Below are 24,855 nucleotides of genomic sequence, written 5' to 3' on the forward strand. Positions count from 1 at the left end.
CCCGTTCGAAGGTCGGAGACCTTCGGGCGGCTCCCGGAGGAGGGGCCGACGCCGCGCCCCGTCCGGGTGTGGACCGTCTGCCACCCCACCCGAGAGGCGCCACCGCATGAGCAGATCCGAACCGCCCCGAGGCGTCCCCGGCACCACCGCCCATGCCCACACGCCTCCGGAGAGCCCGCCGGGCGCACCGAGCCGGGTCCTGCGGATTCGGGCGGCCGGTGGCTGGGAGAGGTTCATGCGCCGCGTCGAGGCCCAAGAGGAGCCGGAGGAGTGAATCCGGTCGGTCCGGACGGCTACGAGCAGCACCCTCTCCTGGGCATGAACGTCCGCGACATCGCCTCGCGGCGTCAGGGCGTGCTCGTCGCCGTCACGCACGAACTACACAACCACGGCACGGTGCGGCTCGCGCACATCCGTCCTCCCTCCGGAATCGAGTGGACGACCTCGGCCGACAACCTCCAGCCCGCCCTTTCCTGAGGCAGGCGCCTCCGGACACCGAAGGAGAACCATGACCACGTCCCCTGCCCTTCCCGGAACCACCCGCCCGTGGGGAGCGGGCCGGCTCGCGCCCTATCCGACCGTCCTGCGCCGCCCCCACTCCACCGTCACCATCGATCCCACGACGCAACTCGGGGTGTTCCGCGACCACGACGGCCTCCTCGTCGAGATGGGCAAGCACGGCACCAGCTCCGGCACCGAGACCTCCACGACGACGAACTCGGACTCCCGGAACGACCAGGGACACGACCAGGACAGCAACCAGGACTGATGACCACCACCGAGGAGAAACCGGTTCTCGTGGTCACCGAGACGGACGACATCACCGCCGACATGGTGATCACCGAACTCAACCGGCGCGATGTGCCGGTGGTCCGGTTCAACCCCGCCGACATCGGCGCGGCCCTCACGGTCACGGCCCGGTTCGGCACCTGCCCGGACCCCGTGACCGGGCAGGTGCGCACCCCGTCGAGAACCGCCGATCTGGCACGCGTCCGCTCGGTGTACTGGCGCCGCCCCGAGTGGCCCACCTTCCCCCACCTGGCGCCGGACGACTCGCGGTTCGCCGCCGCGCAGGTCCGCCACGGGCTCGGAGGAACGCTCCATGCCCTGAGCGGCACGCTCTGGGTCAACCACCCGCTGCGCATCGCCGCGGCCGACTACAAGCCCGCCCAGCTCGCCCTGGCCCAGCGGCTCGGCTTCAGCATCCCGCCCACACTCGTCACCAACGATCCGGCCGAGGCCCGCGCGTTCATCCGCGCCCAGGGAGAGACGATCTTCAAGACGCTGCGGTGGACCCCGTACGAGCGTGACGGCGTTCCGGTGACCGGATGGGCCGCTCCCGCCGCCGCCGACGAGATCGACGACAGTGTCCGTGTCGCGCCGCACCTGTTCCAGGCCCGCGTGGACAAGGCCGCCGACCTTCGCGTGCTGGTCGTGGACCGGCGCACGTTCGCCGTGCGCATCGAGTCCGAACTACTGGACTGGCGCCAGGACTACAGTGCCCTGACCTATACCGTCGAGCGTCTCCCTCCTCACCTGACCAAGGCGCTGCACGCCTATCTGGGCCGCATGGGTCTGGTGTCCGGGAGCTTCGATCTCGCGGTGGACCGGGCGGGGAACCACTGGTGGCTGGAGCTGAACCCCAACGGGCAGTGGGGGGGCTGGAGGCGGAGACCGGTCTTCCGATGGCCGCCGCCTTCGCCGACCTGCTCATGGAGGGAGACCGCCGATGAACGACACGGCATCCGAACGGCACCAGATGGCCGCCCGGCTCGCGGACGGCGGAACCTTGCGGTCGCCCTGGCTGCGCGGAGCCGTGGAGGCCATTCCCCGCGAACGCTTCCTCCACCCCGGTGTCTTCCTCGACGAAGGACGGTCCTGGCGGCCCGTCACCGCGCTCGGCACCGGTCCGGAGGAGTGGCGGGGGATCGCGTACCGCCTCGACACCCTCACCACCCAGCTCGACGGCCACCTCACCGCCGACCAGGCATGTGGTTCCGTCGAAGGCGTTCCCACATCGTCCTCCACCGATCCGGCCACCGTAGTCGGCATGATCGAATCCCTGGACCTCGATCCGGATCACCGCGTCCTGGAGATCGGGACGGGCACCGGGTACTCCACCGCCCTGATGTGCCACTACCTCGGCGAGGACAACGTCACCACGGTCGAGGTGGACCCGCAGGTGGCGGCGCGGGCCGACGCCGCCCTCGAATCCGTCGGCTTCTCCACGTGGACGGTCTCGGGGGACGGCCTCCTCGGCCATCCGTACCGGGCCCCGTACGACCGGGTCGTCGCCACGTGTGCGGTCCGTCGCATCCCGTACGCGTGGATCCGGCAGACGAGACCCGGGGGCACCGTCCTCGCCACGGTCGGCTCCTGGCCCTGGGGAACCGGCCTCGCGAAAGTCGCCGTCGGCGACGACGGCACCGCCGAGGGCGCCGTCGTCGGGCCTTCCTCGTTCATGCAGGCACGGGCCCAGGCGGTGACACCCGTGGCGGGCGACCTCTCCGCCCGGGCGGCCCACCCCGACAGCGAGCGGGCCGTACAGGTCCCCCCGCTCGTCCTGGAAGAGTGGATGCCTGCGTTTCTGGCACAACTCACCGCGCCAGGCGCACAGTTCGTCCGTGCCCGGCGCAGCGACGGATCGCCCTTGCGGTACCTGTTCGATCCGGAACGGGAGTCGTTCGCCGAATTCATCGCCGACAGCCGGGGATGGACCGTGCGCCAGGGCGGCCCGGTGGCACTCTGGGACCGGGTCGAGCACACCCTCACCGCCTGGCAGGACATCGGCTCCCCGCCCATCGAAACCGTCCGGCTCCGCGTGACGGCCGCCTCCCATCTGTACTGGATCGACCGCTGCCCGTCGCTGCGCTGGGAACACCGGCTCGACTGATCCGCCGCCGAGAGGGGACCGCCACCCGGCGGGAAAGCGGGCGACGTCGCTCCCCGGGCCCGGCCACGTCTCACGAGACGTGGCCGGGCGGCGTCGCCGGCGGTCGGCAGGCAGGGCGTCGGTGTGCGCCGTCGGGGCATCACTCGTACGAGACGAGCACCTGGAATCAGACGATGCCTTCCACCGCCCGCAGGAACTCCGGCCAGCCGCCGGCGCGGCGGGTGGGGAAGGCCGCGCGCAGGCTCAGTTCGAGCGTCTTCCTCAGCGGGTGCGGCGAGTCCGTGATCGCCTCGTTCCGCAGGGCCAGCCGGCGCAGTTCGGCCTGGCTGGGCAGTCGATCGCTCTTGCCACCATTGCAGGCCGTATGGGCAGGGGCGAGATTCCACAGCGCATCGAGGTCCGGACCGTTCCAGGCCCCGACGCTCCGCATGCGTTTCATCAGCGAGAACGGGAAGACATGGTCGACAGCGACGGGGTCGGTCGGTGAGATCACCTGGTCACAGATCAGGCATCGCCCGTGCTGGAACCCGATCACGGCTTCGGTCACACCCGCGACGGAGCGGCGACGCCCGGTGTCCATGAGCGTGTTCGACTGCCAGTCGACAACCACACCCTCCGCCATGAGGCTGCGCCCGATCCCCGTCTCGAAGGAACGCTCGACGATGCTCCACCGCGCGCCGAGTTCGGCGCGCAGACCGTCGGCCTGCTCCGACCGCGCCACCCGCAGCAGTTCGGGGGTCAGCCGCACGGTCCTTTCCCGCGCCGATCCGTCCACCTCGTAGAACGTGTGGCCGACTTCGGTTCCGCCCCGGAGGTTGTGGAACTTCTGCATCACCATGCCAGGCATGGACCGAGTCGCGGCCGACAAGAGCCGCTCCGTCGGCCGACCGGCGGCCAGACTCTCCTCGCTCTCCTGCCCGGCCACCGACAGAAAGTCGCTCTCGCCCCGCGTCGTTCGCTCGGACACCTGGGGCGCATCGGCGAGGTGGCGTACCAGACTCAGCGCGTACGGGGCCGCGAGTTCGGCGAGTGGCGCATCGCGTCGGCCGCTCGCGGCGAGTTCGAGCAACGCCTCCCCCAATGCGAACTTGTACGTCCTGGAGTTCGCCCCCATCAGGATCGCGAGCCGCCACGACGCCCGCGCGGAGGAATCCTGTGCGTAGAAGCTTTCGGCGCCGTCCGTCACCGGCCCGCCCCGCGCAGTGCGAGGGCCTCCCAGGAGACGTCGTCGCGGCCGAGGTGGTCGCGCTCGCCGCCGGCCTGTCGCACGATCTCGAACCCGGCGGCCCGGCCCTGCTCCGCCACCTCGCTGGCCGGTACGTCGAACATGCGGCGTTCCCGCGGAGGTTCGCCCCGCCTCAGCGAGAACAGCAGAACACCTCCGGGCGCGAGGAGTTCGGCGAGGCGGCGCAGGGCCACCGGCCGTTCCTCGGGGAGCAGATGCATCCAGACCGCCGAGAGCAGGATCGCGTCGAATCCGCCGTTGAACTCGTCACCGAGCTCAGCGAGTTCGGGAAGCGCGCCACGGCGCCAGCTGATCCCCTCCTTCCCGTGCAGCCGCTCCGCGACCCGCCGGAGCTCCGCCACCGGTTCCACCGCCACGACCCGGTGACCCAGCCGGGCCAGCGCGGCGGCGTCACGGCCCGTTCCGGCGCCGACGTCCAGTACCCGCGCCGGGGCCTCGGGAAGCAGATCGAGCAGCGCGGCATGCACATGCTCGAACGAGACGCTCTCGTACCGTTCCGCCAGGGTCTCCGCGAACTGCGCGTAATACGCCTGAACCCCCGGGCCGGACCCGGATCCGTCGTCCTCGGCCACTTCAGAAATCCGCATCATGCCGAAACGGTACGACGCGGCTCCGACATCCCGGTACAGCCGAGCCAACCGTCTCCCTCAAGGGCGTCGGCCGGCCTGGACCGCTTCGGCTCGGCCGTGCCGGATCGCTCGGTGTCAACCGCCCAAGGGAGACCGATCGCCACCGGTTGATCCGCACCATTGGTGACTTGCGAAGCACGAGGCTAGGTGTCCAGGTGATCGACGAAGATCCCGATGAGTACGCGGCCTTCGAGACGCTGATCCGGCAGGCTGAAGTGCACGCGGTTGCGATGCCTTTCCTTCTTCCCGTGCCACTCGCAGCGGTAGGTCTCTCCGTCGTGCTCGATCTCCCTCTGCTTCATGATGCCGGGCTTGGAGCGGGTATTGGGGCTCTCGGGAGACAGGTCCAACCCGAAGCGACCCAACTCGGCCTGGACCGCGTGGGGTTGCCCCGCGCGCGCCGTCAGCGCATCGACGAAGTGGTCGTTCACCACGCTCAGGACCCGTACGACCCAGTCGCGCATCTCGGAGTAGGTGCCGTCGAACTTGCGGAAGGAGAGCGAGTCCGCAAAGACCAGCTCCGGGAAGGCCTCACGTGCCCGGTCGAAGAACTCCGGCTCCGAGACGTCCTCGCGCGTGAAGAGGGGGCGCCAGAACTCCGGGATACTGGAGGCCTCGCCGAGGAAGAAGACCTCTGCGGTCCCAAGCCGCCCGTCCGCCGCCTCATCGGTCGCGGTGACCCGCTGCCAGCCGCGATGGTCGCGGGATGCGAAGACCAGGCATCCGACGTGGTGTCTCTGGCGGGTGCGCCGCCAGGCATAGCCGATGGACCAGGCGAGCTCCTGAACCGCTCCGCCCAACTCGACCCGGTCGGGCAGACCGGGAAGGTCCGTGTCCCAGGCCGGGCAACGGTCCATGAGACGGACCATCCTCAGCCGCGCGTCACGCCCGACCTTCGGCGCCTCACCCTCGTAGAGGACGTCGTACAGCTCCCGTCCGTCCACACACTCCATCTCGATCCAGTACGGCGAAACGGCGACCGCGTGCTGCTCGCCCAAGGTTTCGAGCGCGTCACTGAAGTCGTTCAGCAGATCCGTCAGCCGCTCCTCCGTGAGCCCCCGGAAGTCGAAGGACGACTCGTCCACGACGAACCGGTACGGCTCACCGCCCCCTGCGCCTGGCACGTGCCAGCCTCCCCAAGTCCCGCTCGATCTGGTCGAAGAAGCCCTGCGGCCACTCGGTGAGCTCGCCCTTCTCGGTGAACTCGATGGGGACGGCCCCGACCTCTTCGTCACCGAAGTAGTGCACGATCGCGTCCTGCGGCGCCAGAACCCGCTCCTCCGCCACGGCCAGCCGGGCGCCGTTGAGGACATGGTCGCTGTGCGTCTCCACGATCACCTGGGCTCCGGCGCCGGCAACGCGGGCCAGGAAGCGTCCGAGTTTGGACTGTCCGCCCGGGTGGAGGTGGGCCTCCGGATTCTCGACGATCAGGAGGTCTTCCGGTCCCGCGAGCAGGCCTGCGACGATCACCGGCAGGGCGTAGGAGAAGCCGAATCCCATGTTGGTGGGCCGGATCGGCTCGCTCAGCAGGCCAGGTTCCTGGAACCGGATCGTGCTCGCCGTGATCCCCGGGGGCCATTGGGCTGTGATCTTTATCGGCCGGATGATCTCGGAGGCCCACATCTCCACCTGCGTACGGAGCGTGGTGACGTTGTGCGTCGTGCGCGTCCGCGGGTGCAGCAGCTCCTCGCGTACCGCCTTCGTCTCGTGGAGCGCGAGGATCTGAGCGGTGTACTCGCCCTGGACACCGACCCCGATCAGATCGGGATGTTCGGCGGACACACCCAGTTGGTCGCGCGGCCCCAGACGCTCGGCGCACAGGTAGGTGAAGGCGCTTCCTCCCGAACGGCCCAGTTCGGGAAGCGGCGGTCCTTCGTCTCCCGCCACCTCCAGATAGAGGGCCTGCTGGTCGGGAACCACGAGCCGCTGCAAGGTCGGGGCAGCGGCACGGGACGAGTCGATCTCGATCTCGATGGTCGAGTCGGGAGAGTCGGGGTGCAGCACCTCGTGAGCTTCGCCGAGAGCCAGTCCGTACGGGCCATTGAGCTGGACCACCCGACTGGCCGGCGCGTCGGCCAGCTGGCGGGCGAGCAGCAGCGTCTGGATGGTGGTGCTCTTGCCCGTGCCATTGAGACCGGTGAGCACGGTGAGCGGGCGCAGGGCGAAGGAGGCGTCGGCGAAGCGCTTGAAGTAGCGGATGCCCAGAGAGGTGATCACTTACCGGCCTCCGCAGCCTCCGCCGTGGCTTCGAACCGGTAGGTCACCCGGCGCACATCGCCCGTGGAGGAAGTGATGGCCTCGAGGTAGCGGTAGTCGTGCGTCATCAGGTCACGGGCCGCATCGATGATCGCCTCGCGGCGGCGTTCCAGATCACCGGTCTCGTATTGGGTGAGAGTCATCGACCAGGTCTCGAAGAGCGCCCGGTTGATCGGATTACGGCCCGCGGAGTCCCACGGCCACTTCCGGAACGCCTGGTCCTCGAAGACCAGGCAGGCGTTCACCATGGCCTTGCGGAAGTCGGCCATGAGGGCCTCTTTGCGGATGTCGTCGACCTCGTTGTCGCTGTCCAGCATGCTCGTGGTGCGCTGAAGGAACGCGTCCATCGCGGCGTGCTTCGCGTACCCCTCCGTACCAAGGAGCCAGAAGGCGGCGAAGCGCAGGGCCATTTCCCGGTCGTTCATCCGGATGTGACCGCCCATACCGTTGGTGGCCGCGTTGAACTCGGGCGTGGACGTCATGTCCTTCAGGATCGTCCGGCTGCGGTCCTTGCTCATGCAGTGCCGGATCTCTTGCGCGTTCAGGGGCGTACCGCCCGTGTTGATGCGCTTGAAGATGTCGTACATGACATCCGGCGGAGTCGTGGGGTCGATGACGTGAGTGACGATCTGCGTGTTGTAGATCCGCCGCTTCCACGGAGCGGGCAGATCCTCGAAGCGCTTGCCCTCGACGGCGTTCTGAAGGTATTCGACGCCCTTGAGCGGAAATCCCCGTTCCTCGCCGCCGCGCACGAAGTCCTGAATGGTCGACAGACGCTGCAGCCCGTCGACGACGCGCATCAACCCGTCGGTGTCCTCGGCGAAGTAGAACGCGGGAAGCGGGATCTGCAGGAGCACGGACTCGATGAGCCGGGACTTCTGCACCGGCTTCCAGACACGGCCCCGTTGGAAGTCAGGGGCCAGTTCCAGCGACTCGTCCTCGATCATGTCCAGGGCATTGCGCAGCGAGAACTGCTTGGTGTTGACGCGGATCTGTTCCGGATTCCACGGCCGGTCAATCTCCGGAAGCGCTTCGTCGACCTCGGTCTCCACCTCGACACCGGTACCCGTGTCGAGGAAGTGCTCCTCCGTGATCTTCGGCGGCTCTTGGATGTCCGAGGTCGTCATGTGGTGATCGTAGCGGGGCGGCTTTCCGCCCGGAGCACCCGCTTCAGAAGCGGAAGTGGAGAAGTCCTCCACCTTCAAATGCGTCGGTCCACCACGCACACAGGGACCGAGGGACTTCCAAGGGACTTCGCCCCCGCATGACGCGGCGAGTCACCGAAAGACCGGAAAGGGCCTCCGACTCAGGTCGGAGGCCCTTTCCGAGTCGAAGCACCTGAGAGCGGCAGACGAGTCGGGCTGTACGCCGGGTTCTGTCACCCGGTCGCCTCGCGGCGGCCGGGGAGACGGCCATCCATCTAGGACCGGCATTGCTGCCGGTCTCGTGCGGTCTACCCGCGGACTCGGGCGGGCCGCCCTCGATCATCCGCGCAGGGCCGTCTCGCGACGGCCCCTCTTGACCTTGCTCCGGGTGGGGTTTACCTAGCCGCCTGAGTCACCTCAGGCGCTGGTGGTCTCTTACACCACCGTTTCACCCTTACCGGGGACCGAAGTCCCCGGCGGTCTGTTTTCTGTGGCACTGTCCCGCGGGTCACCCCGGGTGGCCGTTAGCCATCACCCTGCCCTGTGGAGCCCGGACGTTCCTCGGGGGGATCCAGGATCCCCACGCGGCCGTCCGCCCGGCTCGTCTGCCGTATCGGTCATCGTACCTCCCGGTCCCGGCGCGCTTGACCTTGCCGTGGCGTCAAGGTTTCTACTGGCCGTATGCGTATCGGAGAGATGGCGGCGCTCGTCGGGGTCACGACCCGGACGATCCGGCACTACCACCACATCGGGCTGCTGCCCGAGCCCGAGCGCCGGGCCAACGGGTACCGCGTCTACAGCGTGCGGGACGCCGTGGTGCTGGCCCGGGTGCGGCGACTCACGGAGCTGGGGCTCGGGCTGGACGAGGTACGGGACGCGCTCGCCGACTCGGCGGGGCACGAGCTGATGGAGGTGCTGGCCGAGCTGGACGCGGACCTGGCCCGGCAGGAGGACGCGATCCGGGAGCGGCGGCACCGGCTGGCGCGGTTGCTGGAGGGGCCGGTCTCCGCCGACGAACCGGTCTCCCCGGCCCTCGCCGAGCTGCTGGGGACGGGGCCGGTGACCGGTTCGCCCATGGCGGCCAGGGACCGCGAGCACCTGGTGCTGCTGGACACCTCGGGGGTCGGCGGGGAGCTGCACGCCGCGTTGGCGCCGCTGGCCGGCGACCCGGCCGTGCACGCGCTGTACGAGCGGCTGGACGCACTGGAGGGGGCCGCCGTGGACGATCCCCGGATCGCGCCGCTCGCCGCCGAGCTGGCGGCCGTCGTGCCGGAGGCGGCGCTGGCGGCGATCCCCTCGGACGGGCCGGTGCTGACGGGGCTGGGCGAGGCGTTGCTCGACGACTACGCGCCCGCCCAGGCCGAGACGGTGCGCCGGGTGATGGAGGCGCTCGCCGCGCGGGTGGCGGAGCGGCGGGGACCGTAGGGGCTCGGCCGCGTCCACCCGGCGGGGACGGGCCGGCCGGCGCGTGCCCGTACGCTGGCGCGGGGGCCCGGCCGCGCCCCCGTCCCGTGCGTACGAAGGAGAACCACCGTGCTCGTCCTGTTGCCGCCCTCCGAGGGCAAGGCCGCCTCCGGGCGGGGGGCGCCCCTGAAGCCGGAGTCGCTGTCGCTGCCCGGCCTGGCCGAGGCGCGGGCGGCGGTCCTGGACGAGCTGGTCGAGCTGTGCTCGGCGGACACGGAGAAGGCCCGCGAGGTGCTCGGGCTGAGCGAGGGGCTGCGCGGCGAGGTCGCGAAGAACGCGGAGCTGCGCACCGCCGGGACGCGTCCGGCCGGGGAGGTCTACACGGGGGTGCTGTACGACGCGCTGGACCTGGCCTCCCTGGACACGGCGGCCAAGCGGCGGGCCGGGGCGTCGCTGCTGGTCTTCTCCGGGCTGTGGGGCGCGGTGCGGGTCGGCGACCGGATCCCCTCGTACCGCTGCTCGATGGGGGTGAAGCTGCCGGGGCTGGGCGCGCTGGGGGCGTACTGGCGGGCGCCGATGGCTCGGGTGATGCCGGAGGCGGCCGGGGACGGGCTCGTCCTGGACCTGCGGTCCTCCGCGTACACCTCGGCCTGGAAGCCGAAGGGGGAGGTGGCGGAGCGCACGGCGAGCGTGCGGGTGCTGCACTCCCAGTGGATGGACGGGGTGGAGAAGCGGTCGGTGGTCAGCCACTTCAACAAGGCGACGAAGGGCCGGCTCGTCCGCGACCTGCTGGTCTCCGGCGCCCGGCCGAAACGGCCCGCCGAGCTGGTGGAGATCCTGCGGGAGCTGGGGTACGTGGTGGAGGCCGAGGCTCCGGCGCGGGCCGGGCGGGCGTGGTCGCTCGATGTCGTGGTGACGGAGATCCACTGAGCCGGGGACGGCGAGAGGGAGGGCGCCTGTTGCGCCCTGCGCAACGCTCGTTGCGTACGGCGCTGTCCGCGCGGCAGGATGAGGCCATGACCTCCTTCTCCGTGCTGGACCTCGCCCCCGTCGTGCCCGTCGTCGTGCTGGAGGACGCCGCCGACGCGGTGCCGCTCGCCCGTGCCCTGGTCGCGGGCGGGCTGCCGGCCATCGAGGTGACGCTGCGGACCCCCGCCGCCCTGGACGCGATCGGGGCGATCGCGGCGGAGGTGCCGGACGCGGTGGTCGGGGCGGGCACGGTGATCTCCGGGGGCCAGGTCGCCGACACCCTGGCGGCGGGGGCGCGGTTCCTGGTCAGTCCGGGCTGGACGGAGCGGCTGCTGGGCGCGATGCGGGAGTCGGGGCTGCCGTTCCTGCCCGGTGTCTCGACGACGTCCGAGGTGGTCGCGCTGCTGGAGCACGGGGTCACGGACATGAAGTTCTTCCCGGCCGGGGCGGCGGGCGGCACGCCGTATTTGAAGTCGCTCGCCGCGCCGCTGCCGCAGGCCCGGTTCTGCCCGACCGGCGGAATCTCGGCCGCCTCCGCGCCGTCCTATCTGGCGCTGCCCAACGTCGGCTGCGTGGGCGGCAGTTGGATGGTCCCGGCGGACGCGGTCGCCGCGAAGGACTGGGCGCGGGTGGAGCGGCTGGCGGGCGAGGCGGCGGCCCTGCGCGGCTGAGAGCCTGCCGGGTGGCCTTCGAGCGATGGGCGGACGCGGTCCGGTGCGTGTGGTTCCAAGGCGCCGGGACGCCCTTGCGGCAGAGCTGCTCTGGCATCCCGGCAGCGCCGGAAGCGCGCGTGCCAGGACGGGGCAGCCCGGCCAGAGGCCACCCGGCAGGCTCCGAGCCGCCCCGGGCCCCGCCCGTCCCGCCCCCCCCGGGGGGCGAGGTGCCCGCTATCTGAGGTGCGAGGTGTCGTTGACCAGCCGGACCGACGCGTTGCCGTCCGCGTAGTACGCCACCGCCGAGACCGAGGCCGCCGAGAGCTCCATCCGGAACATGGCCTCGGGCGGGGCGCCGAGCGCCAGCCGGATCAGGGTCTTGATCGGCGTGACATGGGTGACCAGGAGGACCGTACGGCCGGCGTAGCGGGCGGTGAGGCGGTCGCGGGCGGCGGCCACCCGGCGGGCGACCTCGGCGAAGCTCTCGCCGCCGCCGGTCGGGGCGGCCTTCGCGGAGGCCAGCCAGGCGTCCAGGTCGGGGCCGTGACGCTCGCGGACCTCGGCGAAGGTCAGCCCCTCCCAGGCACCGAAGTCCGTCTCCCGCAGCCCGTCCTCGACGAGGACCTCCAGGCCGAGCCGGGCCGCGACCGCCGCCGCCGTCTCGCGGCAGCGGCGCAGCGGGGAGGTGACGATCGCCTCGACGGTGCCCCGGGCGGCCAGCGCAGCGGCGATCCGCTCGGCCTGCTCGCGGCCGGTCGCGGAGAGTTCGGGGTCGCCGCCGCCGCTGCCGGAGAAGCGTTTCTCGGGGGTGAGGGCCGTCTCGCCGTGCCGGAGCAGGACGAAGGTGGCGGGGGCGCCGAGGTCGGGCGCCGCGCCCCAGCCGACCTGCGGGGTGGCGGAAGCCTGGGCGGCCGGGACCGCCGGGGTGGCGGGGGCCTGCTTGTGGGCGGCCAGTGCCGCGCGGGCCTTCGCCGCGCCCGCCGCCGCGTCACCGGGCGGACCGGACGGGGGCGGCGGGCCGCCGGCGCGCGCGGTGCCGAGGTCGGCGGTCGAGGCGGACGGCTGCCACTGCTCACCGCGCCTGCCCGCGTCCATCGCCTCGTTGGCGAGCCGGTCGGCGTGCTTGTTCCGCTCGCGCGGGATCCACTCGTACGTGACGGCGGAGCGCGGCAGGACCGCGGCGGCCCGGGCGGCGAGCGGCTTCATGTCGGGATGCTTGATCTTCCAGCGGCCCGACATCTGCTCGACTACCAGCTTGGAGTCCATCCGGACCCGCACCTGGACCGCGCCGTCCGCCGAGGCGTCCGGCACCAGCGCCTTCACCGCCTCCAGGCCCGCGACCAGGCCCCGGTACTCGGCGACGTTGTTCGTCGCGACGCCGATGTACTCGGCGGCCTCGGCCAGGGTCTCCCCCGTCACCGGGTCGATGACGACGGCCCCGTAGCCGGCGGGGCCCGGGTTGCCCCGGGAACCGCCGTCGGCCTCGACGACGAACTGGCGCGGCCGGTCCATTACAGGCCCGACTCCGCCGTACGGACCAGGATGCGGCGGCAGTTCTCGCAGCGCAGCACGGTGTCCGGGGAGGCCGCCTTCACCTCGTTGATCTCGGTGATGTTCAGCTCCAGGCGGCAGCCCTCGCAGCGGCGCTGGTAGAGGCGGGCGGCGCCCACCCCGCCCTGCTGGCCGCGGAGCTTGTCGTACAGCTTCAGCAGGTCGGCGGGGACGGAGGCGGCGACGACCTCGCGCTCCTTGGTGACGGAGGCGGCCTCGTCGTCGAGCTCCTTGGTCGCGGCGTCGCGGCGGGCGGAGGCCGCGTCGAACTTGGCCTGGACGGCGGAGACCCGGTCGGAGAGCTCGGTGACGCGCTCCTGGGCGGACTCTCGGCGCTCCATCACCTCAAGGACGACGTCCTCCAGGTCGCCCTGGCGCTTGGCCAGCGAGGTGATCTCGCGCTGGAGGTTCTCCAGGTCCTTGGGCGAGGTGACCGCGCCGGAGTCCAGGCGCTGCTGGTCGCGGGCGGCGCGCTGGCGCACCTGGTCGACGTCCTGCTCGGCCTTGGCCTGCTCGCGGGCGGTGTCGCTCTCCTCGGTCTGCGAGGCGACCAGCAGGTCGCGCAGTTGCGCGAGGTCGCTGGTGAGCGCGTCGATCTCGGCGTGCTCGGGGAGCGACGTGCGGCGGTGGGCGAGCTGCGACAGGCGGACGTCGAGGGCCTGGACGTCGAGGAGTCGGATCTGGTCGGCGGGCGCGGCGTTCAGTTGGGGGCTCCAGAAGAGTGGTGGGTGGTGGTCCAGGGGTCGGTGACCTGCTTCGAGACATGGACCCTCAGGTCCCATCCGTGGCGGTCGGAGATCGCGTCGAGCTGTGCCGCGGCCTGCTCGCACCAGGGCCATTCGGTGGCCCAGTGGGCGGCGTCGACCAGGCCGAGCGGGGAGTGCTGGACGGCCTCGGAGGCCGGGTGGTGGCGCAGGTCGGCGGTGAGGAAGACGTCGACCCCCGCGGCGCGGACCGCGTCGAAGAGGCTGTCGCCGGAGCCGCCGCTGACGGCGACCCGGCGCACCGTCGACGAGGGGTCCCCGGCCAGCCGGACGCCCTGCGCGGTGGCGGGCAGCCGGGCGGCGGCGCGGGCGGCGAACGCGGCCAGCGTCTCGGGGTGGTCGAGCACGCAGATCCGGCCGAGGCCGCGGTGGCCCTTCGGGTCGGTGGGGTCCGGGACGAGCGGGCCCTCGACGCGCAGGTCGAGCGCGCCGGCCAGGGCGTCGGAGACGCCGGGGTCGGCGGTGTCGGCGTTGGTGTGGGCCACGTGCAGCGCGATGTCGTGCTTGATGAGGGTGTGCACGACCCGGCCCTTGAAGGTGTCGGCGGCGACCGTCGTCGTCCCCCGCAGGTAGAGCGGGTGGTGGGTGACGATCAGCTGGGCGCCGAGCCTGATCGCCTCCTCGGCGATCGTGTGGAGGGGGTCGACGGCGAAGAGCACGCGGTCCACGGCGGCGTCCGGGTCGCCGCAGACGGTGCCGACCGCGTCCCAGCTCTCGGCCCGCTCGGGCGGCCAGAGGGCGTCGAGCTCGGCGAGGACTTCAGACAGACGGGGCACAGGCAGAAGGCTACCTGCCCGCCGTGCCCGGCCGCCCATGGCTGTGGCCGGTCCGTACGGGCCGGCCACGGGCTGTTCCGCCTCCGTCACGTCACGCCATCGGGCGCCGAGGGGCGGGCTACTTCTTCACCAGGTCGGCGCGGAGGTCGTCGAGGACCAGGTTCGCGGCCGTGACGCCGAGGCCGAGGTACCAGGTCTCGTCGGGGACGTCCTTGGCCCGACCCTCCTTGACGGCCTCGAGGTTCTTCCACAGCGGGTTGGCCTGCGTGGTGTCGCGCTTGGTGGCCTTCACGTCGCCGTAGACGCCGGTGAAGATCCAGTCGGCGTCGGCCTCGTCGATCTTCTCCGGGCTGATCTCCGCGGCGAGGTCGTCGATCTGCTGGTTCTTCGGCCGGGGCAGGCCGACGTCCTCCAGGATGGTGCCGATGAAGGACGCCTTGGCGTAGAGGCGGATCCGGTCGGGCATGTAGCGGACCATGGAGATGGTCGGCTTGTCCGCGCCGATGTCCTCGCCGAGCTTCTCCGCCCTGGTCCGGTACTCCGCGAGCTCGCTCTCGGCCTTGTCGGTCCTGTCGAGCGCGGCGGCGTTGAGGAGGTAGTTCTCCTTCCAGGTGAAGCCCGGACGGATGGAGAACACGGTCGGCGCGATCTTGGAGAGGGCGTCGTACTTGTCGGCGGCGCGCAGCTGGCTGCCGAGGATCAGGTCGGGCTTCAGGTTGGCGATCGCCTCGAGGTTGAGGTTGTTGATCGTGCCGACGTTCTTCGGGTCGCCCGCTTCCTTCTTCAGGTACGAGGGGATCGCCGCGTCGCCCTCGGAGGGGGCGTAGCCGACCGGCTTCACACCCAGCGAGACCACGTTGTCGAACTCGCCGACGTCCAGCACGACGACGCGCTTGGGGGCGGCCTTGATCTCCGTCTTGCCCATGGCGTGGGTGAGGGTGCGGGGGAACTCGCCGGTCTTGGCGTCCGTGCCGTACTCCGCCGTCTTCTTCGCGGCGTCGCCGAAGTCCTTGCCGCCGGTGGCGACGGCCGCCTTCTTGTCGCCGCCGTCGGACTTGGCCGAGCCGCCCGAGCCACCGTCGTCGCTGCCGCAGGACGAAAGGGTGAGGGCGGCGGCCACCGCCAGGCCGACTGCGGCGGTGCCGCGGCGACGAAGGGACATCACGTGCTCCAGTCGAAGATCACACAGATAACGCTTAGGAGTGCCTAACCTTACTGACCCGCTCAGGGTGCAGCACAGCCACCCCCTCCCCCTCAAGAAAATCCCGACATCACCACCCTTATGGGTGAAGTGGCGAGTCACGCGTTGTTCGGCTGGAAGTGCGATAACTACCTTCGGTCGCCGGAGGTGAGCATTCGATGACTCTCTGTGCCGCCGAGAACGAGACCTCGGCGGGCCCGGAAGCGGCGGGGCGGCCGTCCGCACCCGCGTTCACGATCGCCGCGGACGGCTCGTACGCGGCCCGGCTGGCGCTCGCGGACGCGGCGGGCGGGTCCGGCGGCGACGGGGCGGACGGTACGGGGGAGGGGGCCTGGTTCGTGGAGCGGTGGACGCTCGACGGGCCCGAGCCCTACGCCGTGCCGCTCCCCCTCGACCAGCCGGAGGAGCCCGACTCCGAGGTGCTGCCGCTGGCCGACGGCCGGGTGCTGGTCCGGCGCCGGGTCGCGGACCGGCACACGGTGTCGCTGCTCTACCCGACCGGCCCGGGGACGGGCGAGCTGCTGCTGGGCACCGTCGCCCGCGCCGAGCTGCGCCTGCTGCCGCCGGTGCCGGACGGGACGTGCGCGTACGCCCTCTCGGCCGACGCGCACAGCACGTCCGTCTGGCGGGTGGCGGGCGGCACCCCCGGACCCGAGCAGGTCGCGCGGGTGCCGGGGCGGTGCTCGGGCGGGGTCTGGCTGGACCGGGCGGGCCGGATGCTGGCCCTGGACCGCGCGATGCCGGGCGGCGGCCCGGTCAAGGCGGTCGCGGTGGACCTGGAGCGGGGCGGCGAGGTGTCGCCGCTGCTCCAGATCGCGCCGGAGAGCAACGACCGGCTGCTGCTGGCCGATCCGGGCAGCGGGCTGCTGCTGATCCGCTCGGACGCGCCGGGCCACGAACGGCTCGGCTGGGGGGTGCTCGGCAGTTGTCTGCCGGTGCGCTTCCCGGAGTGCCTGCGCCTGCCCGACGCGGCGGTGACCCCGTTCGCCGTGCAGCCGGGCCAGATGCTCACGCCGGAGAGCTGCGCGGTGGCGCTGCGGGTCGAGGGGGCGTCGGGGAGCTGGATCGGCGTATGGCGTCCGGCCGGGCGCCGGCTGCACCCGTTCGCGGCCCCCGGGGGCTGGCAGTCCGGCCGCGGGGTGTGGACCCGGGACGGCCTGCTGAGACTGCCGTACGCCGACGGGGACACGTCCTGCGGGGTGGCGCTGCTCCGGGCCCCGGAGGACGACGGGCCCGACGCCCCGCCGGGTCCTGGGGCGTGCGGCGGGGGCGCTGCGGTCGGTGCGGGGGCCCTGCCCGCGGCCGTCCCGCTGCCCGTGTGCAGGCCGGTGCCGTTGGGCCAGGCGCCGCTCACGGGGCGGGTGTTACCCGGTTAAAATCTGGGCCGGGCCGATCAGCACGAGGCCCTGCGCAGCCGTGCCCGCGCGGTCGTCCAGGCGACCGCACCGGGCCGCGGTGTGGCGTGATCGGCCCAGGTGACCACACGCAAGCGATCGCAACGGGGTGAACTTCCCACATGTCTGAAGCCCGAACCGACACGACCCAGCCGCGTCTCGCGGACGCGGAGCGGGCCGAAGCCGGCGGCTCCGGAAAGCACCGAGGGGGTGAGTCGAGGGACGACGCGTCGGCACAGCCGCACGGCCGCCACCGCCGCCCCTCCGAGGGGGACAACCGCGCGGCCTGACCGCGCGGTGACAGCAGCAGGAAGGAACGGGTGGGCCCCGGCAGCCGTCTGGCCGCCGGGGCCCATCCCCGTTCCCGTGGGCGGCCGGTCCCGTGACCGCCCCGGGCGGGTCGGCCCCCGGGTGCCTTCGGAACCGGCCGGCTCCGAAGGCGCCCGGGGATGCTCAGCCCCGCTTGAGACCGAGGACCTCCGCCGCGGCGAAGGTCTCGTTCGGGGGGCGGTCCGCGTAGTACGGGGAGATCAGCTCGTCCAGCTCGTCGTAGCTGAAGGTCTCCTTCGCGGCGTCGAACTTCGCCGCGACCCTGGGACGTTCGACGATCGCGACCATGCCTCCGTGGACCACGAGCAGCTGCCCGTTGACCTTGGCCGCGGCCGGGGAGGCCAGGTAGCCGACGAGCGGGGCCACGTGCTCGGGGGCGAGCGCGTCGAGCCGCCCCTCCTCCGGCTCCTGGAAGCCGGCGAAGACGTCCTCGGTCATCCTGGTGCGGGCGCGCGGGCAGATGACGTTGGCGGTGACCCCGTAGCGGGCCAGGGCGAGGGCCGTGGAGGTGGTGAGGCCGACGATGCCGCCCTTGGCCGCCGCGTAGTTCGGCTGGCCCGCCGAACCGGCCAGGAACGCCTCCGACGAGGTGTTGACGATCCGGCCGTGGACCGGGCCGCCGGACTCCTTCGAACGGGCCCGCCAGTGCGCGGCGGCGAAGTGGGTGGTGTTGAAGTGGCCCTTGAGGTGGACCCGGATGACGGAGTCCCACTCGTCCTCGGTCATCGAGAAGATCATCCGGTCGCGCAGGATGCCCGCGTTGTTGACCAGGACGTCGAGCTTTCCGTAGGTGTCCACGGCCAGGTCGACCAGGGCGCGGGCCTGTTCGTGGTCGGCGACGTCGCCGAGGTGCGCGACCGCCCGGCCGCCCGCGGCCCGGATCTCCTCGGCGACCTCCTCGGCGGGGGTGGCGGACGCCGCGCCGGAGCCGTCGCGGCCCGGCTGCCCGTAGTCGTTGACGACCACGGCGGCGCCCAGCCGGGCCAGTTCGAGCGCCTCGGCGCGGCCGAGGCCGCGGCCCGCGCCGGTGACGATCGCGGACAGTCCGTCCAGGGGAAGTGACATCGGATCCGGGTTCCTCTCGGAAGGGGACGGGGGTCAGAGTTCGATGCAGGTGCGCAGCGACTCGCCGGTCCGCATCTGGTCGAGCGCGTCGTTGACGCCGTCCAGCCGGACCCGGTGGGTGATCATCGATTCGAGGTCGATCCGGCCGGACCGCCAGAGCGCGATGGCCCGTTCGTAGGAGCGGAGCACGTCGCCGCCGCCGTACATGGAGGGCAGGATCCGCTTCTCGTCGAAGAACAGCTCGAACATGTTGACCTGGAAGTTGTCGTCCAGCGCCCCCGCGCCGACGATGCACAGGGTGCCGCCGCGCCGGGTGTGCTCGTACGCGGTGCGCGCGGTGGCCGACTTGCCGACGACCTCGAAGACGTAATCGAAGCCCTCGTTCGCGGTGATCCGCTGCTTGGCGTCGGTGAACTCCTCGGGCGAGACCGCCTCGGTAGCGCCGAACCGCAGCGCCGCCTCGCGCCGGGAGGCGACCGGGTCCACGGCCACGATCTGGGCGGCGCCCTGCACCCGGGCCCCCTGGATCGTGGAGATGCCGACGCCGCCGCAGCCGATCACGGCCACCGACGAACCGGCCTCCACCCGCGCGGTGTTGATCGCCGCGCCGAGCCCGGTGGTCACCCCGCAGCCGATCAGCGCGGCGATCTCGAACGGTACGTCGTCGGGGATCGGCACCGCGCAGCCCGCGCCGACGACGACCTCCTCGGTGAAGGTGCCGGTGCCCGCGAAGCCGAAGACGTCACCGCCCGAGCGCTTGAAGTTGGGGGTGCCCGCGTTCATGAAGCCGGCCAGGCAGAGGTGGGTCTGGCCGCGCTTGCAGGACGGGCACGCCCCGCAGGCGGGCAGCCAGCAGACCAGGACCCGGTCCCCGGCGCTCAGCCCGGTGACGCCGTCGCCGACGTCCAGGACCTCGCCGGCGCCCTCGTGGCCGGGGATGAACGGGGCGGGCTGCGGCAGCACCCCGCTCATCGCGGAGACGTCGGAGTGGCAGAGTCCGGTGGCCCTGATGCGGAGCCTGACCTTGCCGGGGCCGAAACCCACCGCCTCGACGTCGTCGAGGACCTCCAGCTTCTCCTGGCCTATCTCGTGCAGTACGGCTGCGCGCATGGTGCGGCTCCCTCTGGTTCGGGCGGCTTCGGCTTCGGGTTCGGGTTCGGGGTCCGGCTCGCGGGCACCGGGCTCGGCGTGCCCGGGCTCGGCGTGCCCGGGTCAGGCGTACGCGACGAAGGTGTCGGCGAGGACCGGCGCGTTCTCCCGCTCGACGGCGCTCACCTCCACGCGCACCTCGTTCCCGGCGTCCCACATCTCGATGCGGAGGGTCTCGCCCGGGAAGAAGATCCCGGCGAACCGGGTCCGGTAGGAGCGGACGCGGGACGCGTCGCCGTCGAGGAGCGTGTCGGTGACGGCCTTGAGTGTGATCCCGTAGGTGCAGAGCCCGTGCAGGATCGGCCGGTCGAATCCGGCCAGCGCGGCGAACTCGGGGTCGGCGTGGAGCGGGTTCCAGTCCCCCGACAGCCGGTAGAGCAGCGCCTGGTCGGGGCGGACGGGCCGCTCCACGACGTGGTCCGGGGCGGTCGCGGGGCGGGGGCTGCGCTCGGAGGGGCCGCGCTCGCCGCCGAAGCCGCCCTCGCCCCGGACGAAGATCTGGGAGTCGTTGGTCCACAGCGGGCCCTCGTCGTCGGCCGCCTCGCTGCGCAGCACGATCACGGCCGCCTTGCCCTTGTCGTACACCGCGGCGATCTTCGAGGTCTGTACGGCGCTGCCGCGCACCGGGATCGGCCGGTGCACCTGGACGGTCTGCCCGCCGTGCAGGACGGCGGCGAGGTCGATGTCGATACCGGGTGCGGCGAGGCCGCCGAAGCCGCCCATCCCGGCGCCCGCGACGGTGGCGAAGGAGGGCAGCACCTGGAGCCGGGACTCCAGGGTGTAGCGCAGCTCCCGGGGGTCGACGGCGGGGTCGGTCCGGTCCGGGTCGGAGCCGGCGCCGATCCCGAGGTGGTAGAGCTGGACGTCCTTGTGGTCCCAGCCGATCCGGCTGGTACGGGGTTCGGCGGCGAGGGCCTTTTCGGCATCGATGGGCATGGCGGGGCTGCTCCTTGGCGGTGGGAGGACCGGGGGCCTTTCGTCCGGGTCGTGCCGGGCGCGCGCCCCGGACGGAAAGACCTCGGCACGGCCGTCCGCACCGTCGGCCGCACCGAGGTCGCGCGGGACCGGCCGTGACGCCCTTCCAGGACACGACCTAGAACGCGTTCTAGCCGATGGACCCATGTATAACGCAGCCCCCGGTCGTTGGGAAGACCGTTGCTGACGGAACGTCAGGTCACTTGCCGGGCAAGGCTGGCGGCCCCGCCCATGACATTTGTCATCGCCGGTTCCGTACGCACGCCCCTGCCCGGCCGCCCCCCGTACTCCGTAGCGTCGTCCCCATGACACGGACAACGGGGAAGTCGGAGGACGGGACGGCACTGGCCGTCACGGGTGCGGTGCGGACGTTCGGCCGCGCGGGGGCCGAGGTGCGGGCGGTGGACGGGATCGCCCTCGCCGTCGACCGGGGCGAGACGGTGGCGCTGCTCGGGCGCAACGGCGCGGGCAAGTCCACCACCATCAGGCTGTTGCTCGGCCTCGACCGGCCGGACTCCGGCACGGTGCGGGTGCTGGGGCGCAGCGCCGAGCAGGCGGTGCGCGACGGGCTGATCGGCGCGATGCTCCAGGACGGGCGGCCGATCCAGAAGGTCACCGTCCGCGAGCTGGTCGCCTTCGTCGCCTCGACGTATCCGGCACCGATGCCGGTGGCCGAGGCGCTCGAACTGGCCGGGCTGACCGCGTACGCGGGCCGGCGGGTCGACAAGCTCTCCGGCGGCCAGACCCAGCGCGTCCGCTTCGCCGTCGCGCTGGCGGGCAACCCGGAGCTGCTCGTGCTGGACGAGCCGACCGCCGCGCTGGACGTGGAGGCGCGCCGCGTCCTGTGGGAGTCGATACGGACGTACGCCCGGCGCGGCAACACCGTCCTCTTCTCCACGCACTACCTGGAGGAGGCCGACCGGCACGCGGACCGGATCGTCGTCATCGACCGGGGCCGGATCGTCGCGGACGGCACCGCCGACGCGCTCCGGGGCTCGGCGGGCGCGAGCCTCGTCTCCTTCGACCTGGCGGGCGGAGGCACGGCGGGGCTGGAGCGGCTGCCCGGCGTGGTCTCGGTCGAGGTGTCCGGGGACCGGGCGCTGCTGCGCACCGACGACTCCGACGCCACGGTCCGCGAGCTGGCCCGGCGGGACGCGATCCGCGGCCTCCAGGTCTCCCGGGCCACTCTGGAGGACGCCTTCCTCGCCCTCACCTCGCCCGCGGGCGAGGCCACCGCCACCGATTCCGACTCCGACTCCGAGAGGGAGGCCGTGTGATGTTCCGCTACACCGTGCTCGAAGTCCGCCGCACCCTGCGCGACTCCTTCTTCCTGGTCTTCGGCACCGGCATGCCGGTGATGATGTACTTGCTCTTCACCAACATCGGTGACAACAACGGCAGTTGGAGCGTCTCTTCGATGGTCGGCATGGCCGCGTACGGGGCGCTGGGCTCCGCGATGTCGATCGGTACGGGGGTGGCGTCCGACCGGCAGCTCGGCTGGCTGGACCAGTTGCGGGTCACCCCGCTCTCCCCCGGCCGGGCGGTCGTGGGCCGGGCGATCAGCGGTTCGGTGACGGTCCTGCCGACGATCCTGGCGGTGCTGCTGGCCGGCGCGCTGGTCAACGGGGTGCGGCTGGCGGCCTGGCAGTGGGGTGCGCTGGTGGTGCTGTTGTGGGTCGGGGCGCTGCCCTTCACCATGCTCGGCCTCGGCAACGGATACCGGCTCACCCCGCAGGGCACCGGCGTGGTCAACATGACCTGCCTGATGGGCTTCGCGGTCGTCGGCGGGCTGTGGTTCCCGCGGGAGGCGCTGCCCGGGTGGCTCGGCACCATCGGCGGCTTCACCCCCGCCAACCGTTTCGCCGAACTGGGGTGGGCGACCACCCAGGGCCATGCGCCCGGCGTGGGAACCGTCGCGGTGCTCTGCGGGTGGCTGCTGTGCTTCGGGGCGTACGCCGTGGTCTCCTACCGTCGGTCGACCAGGACCGTGTGACGGGATCGGGGGAGACGGTCATGACCGGGAACCGGACGGACGAGGCGTGCGAGGACCGGCGGCCGCGCCTGTGGCGGCGGGGCGGGAAGGCGGGGCGGCGGCCCGGTCCGCCCGGTCCGTTCACGCTGCTGCCCTGGCTGCTGCTGGGTCTCGGCGCCTTCTCCAACCTCTTCCAGGGCGAAGCGCCCAACCCCTGGCTCGGCGGCCTCGGGCTGCTCGCCTTCAACTCCCTCTACGTCTCCGTGGTGTTCCGGGGCTTCGACCGGAGACGGCGCGAGAGCCCGGTGTCGTACGCACTGCTCGGCGCGCTGGGCCTCGTCACGCTGGCACTGGCCGGCGGGTACGGCGGGAGCTGGCTGCTGTTCTTCCCACTGCTCTCGCTGGCCTGCGGGACCGTTCTGCGCGGCCGGCGACTGGGGGCGGGGCTGTTGCTGCTGGCCCTGGTCGCCACGGCGGTGGCGGTGTGGCGCGGCGTCTCGGAGCCGTGGACGATCGGCTACGGCACGTTCATCTCCGGGGCGGTGACCTCCGCGATCCTGGCCCTCTCGGAGACCGTGATGGAACTGCGCGCCACCCGGCAGGAGCTGGCCCGTACGGCCGTGGAGAAGGAGCGGCTGCGGTTCTCCCGGGACCTGCACGATCTGCTGGGCCACACGCTCTCGGTGATCGTGGTCAAGTCGGAGGCCGCGCGCCGGCTCGCCCCGCGCGATCTGGACGCGGCTCTCTCCCAGGTGTCCGACATCGAGGCGGTCGGCCGTCAGGCGCTCACCGAGATCCGGGAGGCGGTCACCGGCTACCGGGAGGGCAGCCTCGCCACCGAGCTGGACCGGGCGCGCTCGGCACTGACCGCCGCCGGGATCGAGCCGGTGCTCCGCCGCTCGGGGCCGCCGCTCGCCCCGCAGACGGAGGCGCTGCTGGGCTGGGTGGTTCGGGAGGCCGTCACCAACGTCGTACGCCACTCCCGCGCCACGAGCTGCTCGTTCGTCCTGGAGGGCGCGGCCGGCCGGGTCCGGCTGACGGTGACGGACGACGGCCCCGGCCTGGACGTTCCACCGGACCCCGGCGTCGGCGGCACCGGCCTGACCGGCCTCACCGAACGCCTGGCCGCGGCGGGCGGCAGCCTCCGCGCGGGCCCCCGTCCGGGCCGCGGCTTCGTGGTGACGGCGGAGCTCCCGGCGGACGGGCCGGACGCGGACGGGTCCGAGCCGGACGGGGAGGAGCGGAGCGGGAGCTGGGCGGAGCCGGACCGGACCCAGTGAGTCACGAACGGACAAGGAGAGACGACTTCTCAGGGCGGGCCGCAGAACCCGGCTTCCGCGAGCGCCTCCCTGACGAGTTGGCGCAGGTATTCGGGGTTGGGCAGGTCGCCGGGGTCGCCCTTGGGCCCGCGGGGCCCCCGTGGGCCCACCTGCCCCTCGGGGCCGGGGTCCCCCCGGAGCCCTTGCGGCCCTCGGGGTCCGGCCGGGCCCTCGCGGCCATCGGCGCCCGGGAGGCCGTTCACCCCCGGCTTTCCGTCCCTGCCGTCCGCGCCGGGCTGCCCCTCGGCCCCCTTCGCCCCGACGGCGCCTTCGGGACCGGCCGGGCCGCTCGGGCCCTCGGGGCCCGCGGGGCCCTCGATACCGCGGGGCCCCTGCTCGCCGACCAGGCCCCTCGGCCCGGTCGCGCCCATAGGCCCGGCGGGCCCCATCGGACCCGCGGGCCCGGCGGGACCCGCGGGTCCGGTGCAACCCGGACGTCCGCCCGGCCCCTGCGGTCCGGGCGGTCCCTGCGGCCCGGGCGGCCCCGGTTCCCCTTCGGGCGGAAGCGGATCGCACATCGGGTCGAGGTCCTCCGTGGTGGTCGGTTGTGGGTCGTCCCCGGCGCTCTGCGCGGGGATCGGTCGGTCTGGGGATGTGGGGGTGGACGTGGGCGTCGCGGCCATGCCGCCTCCTGATGCTCTACGCGCCTGCGGAATGCGTCCGGTGGGCGCCGTCCCGCCCGCGAGAGGCAGGACGGCTGACGGGAACGGAAAGCGGGTCTGTTCACTCTTTGGACAGATGGTCAAAGAGCCAACCATGAAGTGGCTTTTCGCTTTCCCTGCTTATGGTGAATATTTCCTCGTTACTCAATGAGGTAACCGCACCAGAGAGTGATAAAAAAGTGATATTTAGGGCTCATGACACGTTCCTGTTCGGCGGTGGGGCGAGAGGGCCGATGGAAGCCGGTGGGAGCCGGATCTTGCAGGGTCGTTTCCGCAGCCAACGATGTTCCCCACTCCGCCTCCAGAGCTGCCGCCAGGGGTTTTTGACCGTCATTCCGGCATGAAGACCGGCACGGACTCAGGCCGCGGGCGGATTTCCCATGGGTCAGCAACAGAGGCGCCCATTCAGGCCGTCATGAGGCGCTTTAATGCCCGGGTCGTTGAACTGGATACGAATGCACGACTACTGCAGGGATGTCGATCAATTCCCCACACTTCTGGA

At 72.1% G+C, this 24,855-nt stretch carries 23 protein-coding genes, 1 other RNA gene and 1 pseudogene; 12 read left to right on the plus strand and 13 right to left on the minus strand.

Going from position 1 to position 24,855, the window contains the following annotated elements:
- The first annotated feature begins 106 nt into the window (after positions 1 to 106).
- The 5 genes and pseudogenes from ACWC97_RS27820 (at position 107) to tgmC (ending at position 2,893) form a co-directional block, all read left to right on the plus strand.
- Complete coding sequence (locus ACWC97_RS27820; RefSeq protein WP_450652218.1) at positions 107 to 274, plus strand: hypothetical protein; 168 nt, start codon at positions 107 to 109, stop codon at positions 272 to 274.
- Positions 271 to 477 (plus strand): hypothetical protein, encoded by a 207-nt coding sequence (locus ACWC97_RS27825; protein ID WP_450652219.1) that lies wholly within the window; start codon positions 271 to 273, stop codon positions 475 to 477. Before ACWC97_RS27820 ends, ACWC97_RS27825 begins: the two co-directional genes overlap by 4 nt.
- Before the next feature lie 31 nt (positions 478 to 508).
- Positions 509 to 769: a putative ATP-grasp-modified RiPP gene (gene tgmA, locus ACWC97_RS27830; RefSeq protein ID WP_450652221.1), complete on the plus strand. Its 261-nt coding sequence runs from the start codon at positions 509 to 511 to the stop codon at positions 767 to 769.
- A pseudogene (gene tgmB, locus ACWC97_RS27835) lies at positions 769 to 1,733 on the plus strand (ATP-grasp ribosomal peptide maturase). Before tgmA ends, tgmB begins: the two are co-directional and overlap by 1 nt.
- Positions 1,730 to 2,893, plus strand: a complete 1,164-nt coding sequence (tgmC, locus tag ACWC97_RS27840) for an ATP-grasp peptide maturase system methyltransferase (protein WP_450652223.1) — start codon at positions 1,730 to 1,732, stop codon at positions 2,891 to 2,893. Before tgmB ends, tgmC begins: the two are co-directional and overlap by 4 nt.
- A 166-nt stretch (positions 2,894 to 3,059) precedes the next feature.
- Here the strand turns inward: tgmC and ACWC97_RS27845 are convergent, their stop codons facing one another.
- The 6 genes from ACWC97_RS27845 to rnpB all read right to left on the minus strand — a co-directional run bounded on the left by ACWC97_RS27845 (position 3,060) and on the right by rnpB (position 8,773).
- Positions 3,060 to 4,079 carry an HNH endonuclease gene (locus ACWC97_RS27845; protein WP_450652224.1) on the minus strand — a complete coding sequence of 340 codons (1,020 nt, stop codon included), beginning with the start codon at positions 4,077 to 4,079 and terminating at the stop codon, positions 3,060 to 3,062.
- Entirely contained in the window at positions 4,076 to 4,729 is a 654-nt protein-coding gene (locus ACWC97_RS27850; RefSeq protein WP_450652225.1) for a class I SAM-dependent methyltransferase, read from the minus strand. Before ACWC97_RS27850 ends, ACWC97_RS27845 begins: the two co-directional genes overlap by 4 nt.
- 182 nt (positions 4,730 to 4,911) lie before the next feature.
- On the minus strand, positions 4,912 to 5,853 hold the full coding sequence (locus ACWC97_RS27855; RefSeq protein ID WP_450652227.1) for a hypothetical protein: 942 nt from the start codon (positions 5,851 to 5,853) through the stop codon (positions 4,912 to 4,914).
- Between the two features lie 16 nt (positions 5,854 to 5,869).
- The gene (locus ACWC97_RS27860; protein WP_450652229.1) at positions 5,870 to 6,985 is read right to left on the minus strand and encodes an AAA family ATPase; all 1,116 of its coding nucleotides are present in this window, start codon (positions 6,983 to 6,985) and stop codon (positions 5,870 to 5,872) included.
- Positions 6,982 to 8,223, minus strand: coding sequence for a DUF262 domain-containing protein (locus tag ACWC97_RS27865; protein ID WP_450652231.1), 1,242 nt, complete (start codon positions 8,221 to 8,223; stop codon positions 6,982 to 6,984). The genes ACWC97_RS27860 and ACWC97_RS27865 overlap by 4 nt, the downstream gene beginning before the upstream one ends.
- A 149-nt stretch (positions 8,224 to 8,372) precedes the next feature.
- Positions 8,373 to 8,773: RNase P RNA component class A (gene rnpB / locus ACWC97_RS27870), an RNA gene on the minus strand.
- A gap of 77 nt (positions 8,774 to 8,850) precedes the next feature.
- Here rnpB and ACWC97_RS27875 point away from each other — a divergent pair.
- From ACWC97_RS27875 to eda, 3 genes are all read left to right on the plus strand, one after another.
- Positions 8,851 to 9,594 (plus strand): MerR family transcriptional regulator, encoded by a 744-nt coding sequence (locus tag ACWC97_RS27875; RefSeq protein WP_352277761.1) that lies wholly within the window; start codon positions 8,851 to 8,853, stop codon positions 9,592 to 9,594.
- A 108-nt stretch (positions 9,595 to 9,702) separates the two neighbouring features.
- Positions 9,703 to 10,503, plus strand: a complete 801-nt coding sequence (yaaA, locus tag ACWC97_RS27880; protein WP_450652233.1) for a peroxide stress protein YaaA — start codon at positions 9,703 to 9,705, stop codon at positions 10,501 to 10,503.
- Between the two features lie 86 nt (positions 10,504 to 10,589).
- Positions 10,590 to 11,213: a bifunctional 4-hydroxy-2-oxoglutarate aldolase/2-dehydro-3-deoxy-phosphogluconate aldolase gene (gene eda / locus ACWC97_RS27885; RefSeq protein ID WP_352277763.1), complete on the plus strand. Its 624-nt coding sequence runs from the start codon at positions 10,590 to 10,592 to the stop codon at positions 11,211 to 11,213.
- Positions 11,214 to 11,429: 216 nt separating this feature from the next.
- Here eda and ACWC97_RS27890 read toward each other — a convergent pair whose 3' ends face one another.
- The 4 genes from ACWC97_RS27890 to ACWC97_RS27905 form a co-directional block, all read right to left on the minus strand.
- A complete protein-coding gene (locus tag ACWC97_RS27890) occupies positions 11,430 to 12,707 on the minus strand; it encodes a bifunctional RNase H/acid phosphatase (RefSeq protein WP_450652235.1) in 1,278 nt (425 codons plus the stop codon).
- Positions 12,707 to 13,450, minus strand: a complete 744-nt coding sequence (locus tag ACWC97_RS27895; protein ID WP_352277816.1) for a zinc ribbon domain-containing protein — start codon at positions 13,448 to 13,450, stop codon at positions 12,707 to 12,709. Before ACWC97_RS27895 ends, ACWC97_RS27890 begins: the two co-directional genes overlap by 1 nt.
- Positions 13,447 to 14,286 carry a Nif3-like dinuclear metal center hexameric protein gene (locus ACWC97_RS27900; protein ID WP_450652237.1) on the minus strand — a complete coding sequence of 280 codons (840 nt, stop codon included), beginning with the start codon at positions 14,284 to 14,286 and terminating at the stop codon, positions 13,447 to 13,449. Before ACWC97_RS27900 ends, ACWC97_RS27895 begins: the two co-directional genes overlap by 4 nt.
- 118 nt (positions 14,287 to 14,404) lie before the next feature.
- Complete coding sequence (locus ACWC97_RS27905) at positions 14,405 to 15,448, minus strand: ABC transporter substrate-binding protein (RefSeq protein ID WP_352277767.1); 1,044 nt, start codon at positions 15,446 to 15,448, stop codon at positions 14,405 to 14,407.
- A gap of 197 nt (positions 15,449 to 15,645) precedes the next feature.
- On the opposite strand from ACWC97_RS27905, the gene ACWC97_RS27910 reads away from it, so the two are divergent.
- Positions 15,646 to 16,863: a hypothetical protein gene (locus tag ACWC97_RS27910; RefSeq protein ID WP_352277769.1), complete on the plus strand. Its 1,218-nt coding sequence runs from the start codon at positions 15,646 to 15,648 to the stop codon at positions 16,861 to 16,863.
- 471 nt (positions 16,864 to 17,334) lie between these two features.
- Here the strand turns inward: ACWC97_RS27910 and ACWC97_RS27915 are convergent, their stop codons facing one another.
- From ACWC97_RS27915 to ACWC97_RS27925, 3 genes are all read right to left on the minus strand, one after another.
- A complete protein-coding gene (locus ACWC97_RS27915) occupies positions 17,335 to 18,276 on the minus strand; it encodes a 3-oxoacyl-ACP reductase (RefSeq protein ID WP_352277772.1) in 942 nt (313 codons plus the stop codon).
- Positions 18,277 to 18,309: 33 nt separating this feature from the next.
- Positions 18,310 to 19,386, minus strand: a complete 1,077-nt coding sequence (locus ACWC97_RS27920) for a Zn-dependent alcohol dehydrogenase (RefSeq protein ID WP_352277774.1) — start codon at positions 19,384 to 19,386, stop codon at positions 18,310 to 18,312.
- A gap of 102 nt (positions 19,387 to 19,488) precedes the next feature.
- Positions 19,489 to 20,361 carry a MaoC/PaaZ C-terminal domain-containing protein gene (locus ACWC97_RS27925; protein ID WP_352277775.1) on the minus strand — a complete coding sequence of 291 codons (873 nt, stop codon included), beginning with the start codon at positions 20,359 to 20,361 and terminating at the stop codon, positions 19,489 to 19,491.
- 344 nt (positions 20,362 to 20,705) lie between these two features.
- On the opposite strand from ACWC97_RS27925, the gene ACWC97_RS27930 reads away from it, so the two are divergent.
- From ACWC97_RS27930 to ACWC97_RS27940, 3 genes are read left to right on the plus strand one after another with little or no spacing between them, the layout of a single operon-like run.
- A complete protein-coding gene (locus ACWC97_RS27930) occupies positions 20,706 to 21,677 on the plus strand; it encodes an ABC transporter ATP-binding protein (protein WP_450652240.1) in 972 nt (323 codons plus the stop codon).
- A complete protein-coding gene (locus ACWC97_RS27935) occupies positions 21,677 to 22,393 on the plus strand; it encodes an ABC transporter permease (protein ID WP_352277776.1) in 717 nt (238 codons plus the stop codon). Before ACWC97_RS27930 ends, ACWC97_RS27935 begins: the two co-directional genes overlap by 1 nt.
- Before the next feature lie 20 nt (positions 22,394 to 22,413).
- The gene (locus tag ACWC97_RS27940) at positions 22,414 to 23,652 is read left to right on the plus strand and encodes a sensor histidine kinase (protein WP_450652242.1); all 1,239 of its coding nucleotides are present in this window, start codon (positions 22,414 to 22,416) and stop codon (positions 23,650 to 23,652) included.
- Positions 23,653 to 24,855: the final 1,203 nt, after the last annotated feature.

The organism is Streptomyces sp. NPDC001108, from assembly GCF_053598535.1.

Excerpts from the sequence above, each read along its gene's own strand:
- ACWC97_RS27820 (WP_450652218.1), top strand. The coding sequence starts at position 107 with ATGAGCAGATCCGAACCGCCCCGAGGCGTCCCCGGCACCACCGCCCAT.
- tgmA (WP_450652221.1), top strand. The coding sequence starts at position 509 with ATGACCACGTCCCCTGCCCTTCCCGGAACCACCCGCCCGTGGGGAGCG.
- tgmC (WP_450652223.1), top strand. The coding sequence starts at position 1,730 with ATGAACGACACGGCATCCGAACGGCACCAGATGGCCGCCCGGCTCGCG.
- ACWC97_RS27850 (WP_450652225.1), bottom strand. The coding sequence starts at position 4,729 with ATGATGCGGATTTCTGAAGTGGCCGAGGACGACGGATCCGGGTCCGGC.
- ACWC97_RS27875 (WP_352277761.1), top strand. The coding sequence starts at position 8,851 with ATGCGTATCGGAGAGATGGCGGCGCTCGTCGGGGTCACGACCCGGACG.
- eda (WP_352277763.1), top strand. The coding sequence starts at position 10,590 with ATGACCTCCTTCTCCGTGCTGGACCTCGCCCCCGTCGTGCCCGTCGTC.
- ACWC97_RS27890 (WP_450652235.1), bottom strand. The coding sequence starts at position 12,707 with ATGGACCGGCCGCGCCAGTTCGTCGTCGAGGCCGACGGCGGTTCCCGG.
- ACWC97_RS27905 (WP_352277767.1), bottom strand. The coding sequence starts at position 15,448 with ATGTCCCTTCGTCGCCGCGGCACCGCCGCAGTCGGCCTGGCGGTGGCC.
- ACWC97_RS27910 (WP_352277769.1), top strand. The coding sequence starts at position 15,646 with ATGACTCTCTGTGCCGCCGAGAACGAGACCTCGGCGGGCCCGGAAGCG.
- ACWC97_RS27915 (WP_352277772.1), bottom strand. The coding sequence starts at position 18,276 with ATGTCACTTCCCCTGGACGGACTGTCCGCGATCGTCACCGGCGCGGGC.
- ACWC97_RS27920 (WP_352277774.1), bottom strand. The coding sequence starts at position 19,386 with ATGCGCGCAGCCGTACTGCACGAGATAGGCCAGGAGAAGCTGGAGGTC.
- ACWC97_RS27925 (WP_352277775.1), bottom strand. The coding sequence starts at position 20,361 with ATGCCCATCGATGCCGAAAAGGCCCTCGCCGCCGAACCCCGTACCAGC.
- ACWC97_RS27930 (WP_450652240.1), top strand. The coding sequence starts at position 20,706 with ATGACACGGACAACGGGGAAGTCGGAGGACGGGACGGCACTGGCCGTC.
- ACWC97_RS27935 (WP_352277776.1), top strand. The coding sequence starts at position 21,677 with ATGTTCCGCTACACCGTGCTCGAAGTCCGCCGCACCCTGCGCGACTCC.
- ACWC97_RS27940 (WP_450652242.1), top strand. The coding sequence starts at position 22,414 with ATGACCGGGAACCGGACGGACGAGGCGTGCGAGGACCGGCGGCCGCGC.